Genomic DNA, 211 nt, shown 5'->3' on the forward strand with positions numbered 1-211 from the left:
TGAGATGTAAATGTTGCCATTTTTACTAATTAAGCTAACATCTTCTTTTGCGTTTAGAGTTGAGCCTTTTACACTTATATCATAGTTAGTATCTATATTTATATTATTGGCATTTAGTGTAGAACTAATGGAATTTAAAGAAGAGGTGTTATTAGTAGCTTCTTTATATTTAGCGTCTGCTACTCTTAGCTTTATGCTAGTATCTTTTTTA

Annotated in this window: 1 protein-coding gene; it reads right to left on the reverse strand. The window is 28.4% G+C overall.

Features of this window, described 5'->3' with window-relative positions:
* Positions 1-211, reverse strand: a 211-nt coding sequence (locus UNSWCS_RS11240; RefSeq protein WP_035144249.1) for a hemagglutinin repeat-containing protein, incomplete at both ends; no start/stop codon positions are given.

Source organism: Campylobacter concisus UNSWCS (genome assembly GCF_000466685.1).
Lineage (GTDB): Bacteria > Campylobacterota > Campylobacteria > Campylobacterales > Campylobacteraceae > Campylobacter_A > Campylobacter_A concisus_A.